Raw genomic sequence first — 7,258 nt, 5'->3', positions numbered from 1 at the left:
GCGGTCTTCGCCGGAGTGGTGACCAGGGCTGCGGCAGCGCGTCGTCGCACCTGGGTGTCGGAGTCACTGAGAGCCGCCGCGAGTGGACCAGCGGCTCGTTCATCGCCCAGATAGCCAAGGCCCTGGGCGGCGATCTCGCGGGTCATCGGGTCGGTGTCCTTGAGAGCGTAGATCAGGATCGGCAGACCGCGCAGATCGGAGTCAGGAATCGGGGCCCCACCCTTGCGGATGGCCTTCACACTGGCTGCGAAGCGCTGCTGAGAGGGGTTCTTGCCCGCGCAGATGCACGCGACACACATAGTTGCCGCGTGTCGCTGACGAGGGTTGGGGCTGTTGCGGATGGCCCGCTCCAGGTAGGGCAAGGCAACGGCGCCCTTGAGCTTGACCTCGATCGCAGCCTTAGCGGAAGCGTCGCCCTCGGGATTGCCCAGTTGCTCGACGAGCTTGGCGATCTCAGCGCCGCCGGCCTTCGAGCGCAGGAAGGTCAGAGCATCGACGGCCGTCGCCTTGACGGCGGAATCGGCGCTCTTGGTGAGCTCGAGGAGCTTCTTCTCGGCCGGTGACCCCGGCGTCCCGCCACCAAGAGCGGTTAGGGCCGAGAAGCGCACAACCTCCGACTTGTCTCCAAGAGCACCCTCGAGGACACCGTAGTAGCGGTCGGCGGCGGACCGCAGAGCCATGGTGGCAGCTCCGCGATTGCCTTCCTCCGCGGTCTGGTCCCGCATCAGGTCAACGAGAGCCTTCCCAGCCTTGTCGGCGTTGGCGGGATCGCGATCTTCCAGGTACCCCTGCAGGCGCGTGATAGCCATGGTCTGCGCCTTCGGGTCAGGGTGCTTGAGACCGGCAGCCGCTTCCTCTACGGTCTTGAAATCGGCCGGGCTGTTGATCTCCTTGAACTTCGCCGCCTGCGCCGCGGCCTCACGGTCATGTTCGTGCTCATGTGCAGCCGCAGCGTTGCTCGCCGGCGGTGGTTGCTGCTGATCCGACGGCTTGCAGCCGACGACGTAGCCGATGAGGGCCACGACCGCCAGCAGCGTGATGAATGCGCTCAAACCCGTTTGTCTGTTCATACCCTATGGCCTTCCTGCAGAGGCTGCCCTGACCGGGCCCGACACGGGCACGACCACTCACCCACGCCCTTAGCTCTTGGGACGCTTGTGACGCATTATACAACGTCAGGCAACGTGAGGCATGTTCCCCGCAAGGGTTCTGCTTGCCTGGGCCGCTCTGTGCTCCCTTCGTGCTCAGCTCAGCCCGGCAAGGGCCTTGCGGGCCGTCGTGAGGATCACCTGCTCGGAGCTGCGGTCCAGCATGGTTGTCCCGTAGTAGCGGATCGCGTTGTCCACCTCGTAGCCACCCTCCTCATAAGCGGCCGCCGTGGGCACATAGCCGACCATGCCGTTGGTGTAGGCAGTCACCGCCGTAGCAGCGAAGGGCGAGGCATCCTGGAGGTTCAGTCCGTACTCGACGAACATCTCACCAGGCAGCCCAACCACCGCCAGCGAGCCAAGTGCCAGCGCCTGGACCTCGAAGGGCACCTCTCTCGGCCAGTCCTGCTTCCGCGCGTAGCCCACCAGATTCTGCGACCATTGTACCCAGCCGTCGTACATCATGATCGCGCCATAGTTCTTGTCGACGCGGGCTCTGGCGGCAAGCTCCTGTGCTTGCGCCAGCAGGCCTTCGGCTTCCTCGACCGAGGGCGGCGCCATCAGGGGCAGGGCAGTCTGAAGGCTGCAGGCGCCCAGGCGTGGCTCGGTCTCACGAGGCGCTGCGGCCTGTGAGGCCAGCACTGCCGTCGCCAGCTTCCGGCCCTGCATCTCCACGTACTCCTCGCCGCGCTCGGCGCTGTTGATATTGCCGCAGCACCCCTGAAGGTATACCGGCACACACTGCGGGCCAAACCCCGCCTGTACGTGGCGCTGAGCGGCGCCGGCCCAGTCGCCGCTGATCCTCTGGTTTGCGCCGCCCATCGTGACTGCATGGGCGGCGTGGCAAAACAGGCAGGCGCGAGGAACCTCGGCGCTATCCCACACCGACAGCACGTCGGCGTAGGGCGCCACGACTCCGCCACTGATGCGGCGGTTGATCCCCACCTGCACGGGAACTCGTGCCCGGGCGACGGAGGCCGGGACGGCCGCCTCCCGGGCCTCGCAACTCACGGTCGCCAGCTCGGTGTACAGCCAGGAGAGGTATGTCTCCTCTTGCTTGCCCAGGTGCTGGATCGCGTGGGTCGCCGGGCCGGAGTGGGTGTGAGTGGTGCACACCATGATGGCCTCGGGGGCGAGCCCGGTGGCCTCCTGAATCTGGTTGCGGACCAGCGCCACCTCGTCGCGGTGCAGACCGATGAGGTCGGCGCTGAGGATCAGCACCTGCTGGTCGTCCCTGGACAGGTATAGGGCAGAGGCATAGAGATCGTCGCGCACACCGATCGACGGACCGGGACGTGCCCCGAACCCGCACAGGTCGACTCCCACGGGCGGCGTGATGACGCGACGTGCGGCACCGGCAAGCAAAGGCGATGACATCAACGGGCTCCTTCCGACTCCGAAGCCCATTCCCAGTTCTCCTGAACCTTGCCCGCCCAGTAGCGGCCGGTCATGCGCTCAACCTGTATCACGACGGCGCCGCAGCGCTTGACCCGCTCCATCGGCACTCCTCCACGCGGACCACCCTCGGGCTTCGGGTAGCGGGCCTGGAAGGCGTCCAGGACTACCTTGCGCTCGTCGAGGTCGTCGATGATCCGCGCGGTCCCCCAGCACAGGACGCTATCGAAGGGTGCATCGCAGCCTTCCGGCCCGTGCTCAGCGGGGTCGGCATACTGGTGGCAGACCTCGAAGCACACCCGCGGGTTACGGCGGATCATGTCGAGCTTGTGGCCCTCCAGGGAGCAGTGGAACAGGATGCGGCCCTCGTGGTAGGTGTAGTTCAGAGGGACCATGTACAGCTCGTCGCCGTCGGTCATGGCGAGATGACCGATGACCTCACGGCGCAGGATGGTCTCCATTCGGGCCTTGTCCTCAGCGGGCATATCGAGGTTTCCTCCTCCACGGTTGGGCCGGGGCCGCCACACTTTTCAGAAGGGCGGAAATGGGCTAAAATGGTATCCATGCCGGGTTCGACGGCGAGGGACGCCTCACCTGCGTGATTGGCTGCCGGGGAGCCTCAAGATGATCCAGCGGGTCCAGATCCGCAACTACCGAAGCCTCGCCGAGGTCGACGTGAACCTGGGACCCGTGACCGTGCTTGCCGGTCGCAACGGCTCGGGCAAGAGCAACTTCGTGGACGCTCTGAGGTTCCTTTCCGATGCCGTCAACCTTGGCCTCGAGGCGGCCGTCATGAAGCGCAAAGGCATCGGGGCCCTGCGCCGATGGTCCAAGGGCAGGCCGCGAGACGTCATGATCGCCGTCGAGGGCAGGCTCCCAGCGCCCTCTGTCTCCTATGAGTACACCATCGAGTTGGGCAGTCAGCGTGGCGGCGGGTTCCGGGTCAAAAGGGAGGCCTTCAAAGGGACGGGCGGAGGTGACCGAAATGCGGAGTACGAGGTGTCAGACGGGAAGGTAGTGCACATCGAGGGCAAGGGCACGGTGCGCCTAGACGAGGCGCTCATTTCGTCGACAGCTCTGCTGCTGACAACTCCACTCGTCGGGTCGGCGTGGACCGTCGGGAGGCACCTCTCCAGGCTAAGTTTCTGCTCGATTCTCCCGAACGAGGTGCGCGAGCCCCAGAAACTCGCTCAGGAGTACCCGCTGGCGGAGCACGGCGAGAACCTCGCATCGCTGCTGTGGGACCTGAAAGAGCGCAAGCCTCAGGTACTCAAGGAGATCAGTGCCGCCCTATCGGTCGCCGTAGAAGGCCTTCTGGGGATTGATGTCCAGCAGGCCGGCATCGGTGGCGGAGGAGGATACCTCCTCCTGACCTTCGACCATGAGCTTGCGGGCGGCGGCACGTGCACCTTTGATGCCTCGCAGGAATCGGACGGGACCCTCCGGATGCTGGGGCTGCTGACGGCCCTCTACCAAGTGCCGAGTCCGTCCTTCCTGGCAATCGAGGAGCCGGAACTGCACATCCATCCGGGCGCGCTCGGTGTGTTGAGCGACGTGGTCCGCGAAGCGGCTCAGGCACGAGGTACACAGGTGCTTCTCACCACTCACAGCCCCGACCTCCTGTCGCGCTTCGGCGCCGATGAGTTGCGGGCTGTTGAGGTGATTGACGGGTCTACACATATTGGTCTCATCGATAGCGCCCAACGCGCAGCGATCGAGCAGGACCTCTTCTCGGGCGGCGATCTGCTCCGCATCGAGGGGCTCTACACCGACCGTGGTGGGGTGCAGTCTTGATCGTCCCGCTGGTCGAGGGCGATGGTGACGCGGCTGCAGTGCCTGTGTTGCTGCGGCGGATCATCCAGGCGTACTACCCGGACGCGCTTGGTATCCAGGTAGGCAGGCCCTTGGTCGCTCACGGAAGAACGAAGCTCCTTGGGGAGTACGGCAAGTACCTGGGGTATGCGCGCGCGAAGGGCGGGCAATGCCGGGGCCTCCTGGTTCTCTTGGATGCCGATGAAGACTGCCCGAAGGACCTTGCTTGGGAACTGGCGGGGCGTGCGCTGGCCTGCAGCCTGCCGTACCCTCTCGCAGTTGTCGTTGCTCGGTGCGAGTACGAGGCGTGGTTGCTGGCTAGCGCTTCCGAGATGAAGGATCGGCTCCCCCGTGCGGATCGTGTCAAGGTGCCTGCGGACGTTGAGGGGGTACGCAACCCCAAGGGTCTTCTCACCGAGATGATGGGGCCCGGGCGTGCCTACAAAGAGACGATCGACCAGGCGCGGCTGTCTGCAGAGCTCAATCTGTCACTCGCGGAAGAGAACTGCCGCTCTTTCCGCAGATTGCTGAGTGCGATGGGGTGCCTGCTCCAGGCTGTACGTGATGGCTCCACGGGCGTTACTCCGATCTCGCCCTCTTCAGAACGCTGAGTATCTCGATGGATGTCTCCCTGTTCGACTACAAGCTGCCTCCTGAGCTCATCGCCCAGGAGCCGCCTGAGGAACGTGCCGGTGCCCGGATGCTCGTGGTGCCCCGTGAGGGCCCGCTGGAGCTCCAGGACCGGCAGTTCCGCGACTTGCCGCAGTTCCTGCGTCCCGGCGACTGCGTGGTTTTCAACGACACCAGGGTGATTCCCGCACGGCTGCTCGGACGGCGCGCTGGTGGCGGGCAGGCCGAGGTCCTACTCCTGCGGGAGGTCGAGACCGATCTGTGGGAGGCTCTCGTCAGGCCCGGTGCGAAGCTGCGCCCCGGGAGCGAGGTTGAGGTTGGCGACGGGCAGTTGCAGGTGCGGATTGAGGACAGGCTCGAGGGTGGACGGCGGAGGGTGCGTCTCCTCCACTCGGGGAGCCTGGAGGAAGCTCTCGACCGCTTCGGGCAGACCCCGCTGCCGCCCTACATCAAGCGTCCCCAGCCACGCAGTGAAGACCGCGTGCGCTACCAGACCATCTACGCCACTCACCCGGGGGCAGTGGCGGCTCCCACGGCCGGGCTGCACTTTGACGAGGCGACTCTGGAGAGCCTGCGGCAGAAGGGCGTCAAGCTGGTGACGGTGACGCTGCATGTCGGCCTGGGGACCTTCCAGCCAGTGACCTCGGACACCGTCGAGGGGCACCGGATGCACGCCGAGTGGTGCGAGGTCAGCCCACAGGTCGCCGAGACCCTGGCTGCGACGAGGGCAAGCGGCGGCCGCCTCGTGGCGATTGGAACAACGGCTGTGCGGACCCTGGAGAGCCGTGCCGACGAACAAGGCAAGGTCCAGCCCGGCGCGGGACTGACCGACATCTTCATCTATCCCGGGTACCGCTTTCGGGCTGTCGATGTTCTGCTGACGAACTTCCACCTGCCGCGTTCAACGCTGCTGATGCTCGTGTCGGCGCTGGCCGGGCGAGAGCGGATGCTGGCCGCCTACGAGCACGCGGTCCAGGAACGCTATCGTTTTTTCAGTTACGGGGATTGCATGCTGATTACGCCCAGTGACCGCTGAGTTCTGGGACTGGCGAGGGACAGGAACAAGCGCCATGCAGTTTGACCTCACCTATCGCGACCCGAAGACGAAGGCACGACGAGGCTTGCTGACGCTCGCCCATGCGACCGTGGAGACGCCGGCCTTCATGCCCTGCGCGAGCCTGGGGCTGGTGCGGGCCTGCGACACAGCCGACCTTGAGAACGTGGGCGTGCAGATCCTGTGCGCGAACGCCTATCACCTGTGGCATCGTCCGGGGGATGAGCTACTCCGTGGTCTCGGCGGGCTGCACCGGATGATGGATTGGTCGGGCGGGATCCTCACCGACAGTGGCGGCTTCCAGGTCTTCTCGCTGGCCGAGCCGAAGGACATCACCGAGGAGGGCGTCCACTTCCGCTCTCATCTCGACGGCAGTCGGCTGCTGCTGACGGCCGAGAAGTCGCTCTCGATCCAGAACAACCTTGGCAGCGATATCGCCATGGCCTTCGATGAGTGCACCTCCTTCCCGGTCACCCACGAGTATGCCGAGGAGTCCGTGGAGCGGACCCTGCGCTGGGCCCAGCGGAGCCGGGATGCCCATGCCAACCCCGACCAGGCCCTGTTCGGGATTGTGCAGGGCAGTGTGTTCCCAGACCTGCGGGAGCGCAGCGCTCGGGGAACCGTCGAGATCGGTTTCGACGGCTATGCCCTGGGCGGCCTCTCGGTGGGGGAGAGCAAGGAGGAGATGCTGCACGCGGTGGAGCTCTGCGAGCCCCTCCTGCCTGCAGATCGACCGCGGTATGTGATGGGCGTCGGCACGCCCTCGGACCTGGTGGAGTGCGTAGTCCGCGGGATTGACATGTTCGACTGCGTCCTGCCCACACGGATGGCCCGACACGGCAGCCTCCTGACCTGGGCCGGGACGGTCAAGATCAAGAACGCTCGACACCGTGACGACCCGGCGCCGCTGGAAGAGGGTTGCGATTGCCCGGCCTGTCGGCGCTACAGTCGGGCGTACCTGCATCACCTGTTCAGAATCGGTGAGGCCTCCGCCTGGCGGCTGCTGAGCCTGCATAACATACGCTTCTATATGCGGCTCATCGCCCGGATTCGCGAAGCCGTCGAGCAGGGAACACTGGAGCAGTTGCGGTGCGAGGTCCAGGCCTGGACGGAGCGCGACCGCAACAGCGAGACCACGCAGGAGGCCGCAAACTGATCCCCGCGGGGCGGCTGGAGCGTCTTGGCCTGCCGCTCGGCCCAGGATCCGACAGACCCCAAG

General features: G+C 65.7%; 7 protein-coding genes. 4 read left to right on the top strand and 3 right to left on the bottom strand.

Annotated features, from left to right (window positions below):
- The 3 genes from ABFE16_11440 to ABFE16_11430 form a co-directional block, all read right to left on the bottom strand.
- Positions 1–1,052 (bottom strand): HEAT repeat domain-containing protein (locus ABFE16_11440; GenBank protein ID MEN6345907.1); only part of this gene is annotated, 1,052 nt, incomplete at its 3' end.
- Between the two features lie 192 nt (positions 1,053–1,244).
- Entirely contained in the window at positions 1,245–2,525 is a 1,281-nt protein-coding gene (locus tag ABFE16_11435) for a hypothetical protein (GenBank protein ID MEN6345906.1), read from the bottom strand.
- Complete coding sequence (locus ABFE16_11430) at positions 2,525–3,028, bottom strand: pyridoxamine 5'-phosphate oxidase family protein (GenBank protein MEN6345905.1); 504 nt, start codon at positions 3,026–3,028, stop codon at positions 2,525–2,527. The genes ABFE16_11435 and ABFE16_11430 overlap by 1 nt, the downstream gene beginning before the upstream one ends.
- 139 nt (positions 3,029–3,167) lie before the next feature.
- On the opposite strand from ABFE16_11430, the gene ABFE16_11425 reads away from it, so the two are divergent.
- Genes ABFE16_11425 through tgt form a run of 4 tightly spaced genes read left to right on the top strand, consistent with a single transcriptional unit; the run spans position 3,168 to position 7,195 of the window.
- On the top strand, positions 3,168–4,337 hold the full coding sequence (locus ABFE16_11425; GenBank protein ID MEN6345904.1) for an AAA family ATPase: 1,170 nt from the start codon (positions 3,168–3,170) through the stop codon (positions 4,335–4,337).
- Positions 4,334–4,966: a DUF4276 family protein gene (locus tag ABFE16_11420; GenBank protein MEN6345903.1), complete on the top strand. Its 633-nt coding sequence runs from the start codon at positions 4,334–4,336 to the stop codon at positions 4,964–4,966. The genes ABFE16_11425 and ABFE16_11420 overlap by 4 nt, the downstream gene beginning before the upstream one ends.
- Before the next feature lie 8 nt (positions 4,967–4,974).
- Positions 4,975–6,021: a tRNA preQ1(34) S-adenosylmethionine ribosyltransferase-isomerase QueA gene (gene queA, locus ABFE16_11415; protein ID MEN6345902.1), complete on the top strand. Its 1,047-nt coding sequence runs from the start codon at positions 4,975–4,977 to the stop codon at positions 6,019–6,021.
- Positions 6,022–6,055: 34 nt separating this feature from the next.
- Positions 6,056–7,195: a tRNA guanosine(34) transglycosylase Tgt gene (gene tgt / locus ABFE16_11410; GenBank protein MEN6345901.1), complete on the top strand. Its 1,140-nt coding sequence runs from the start codon at positions 6,056–6,058 to the stop codon at positions 7,193–7,195.
- Positions 7,196–7,258 lie beyond the last annotated feature (63 nt).

The sequence above is a fragment of the Armatimonadia bacterium genome (genome assembly GCA_039679385.1).
Lineage (GTDB): Bacteria > Armatimonadota > Zipacnadia > Zipacnadales > JABUFB01 > JAJFTQ01.
Note: the sequence above shows the minus strand (reverse complement) of the source record. Positions and strands in the feature narration are given on the sequence as shown.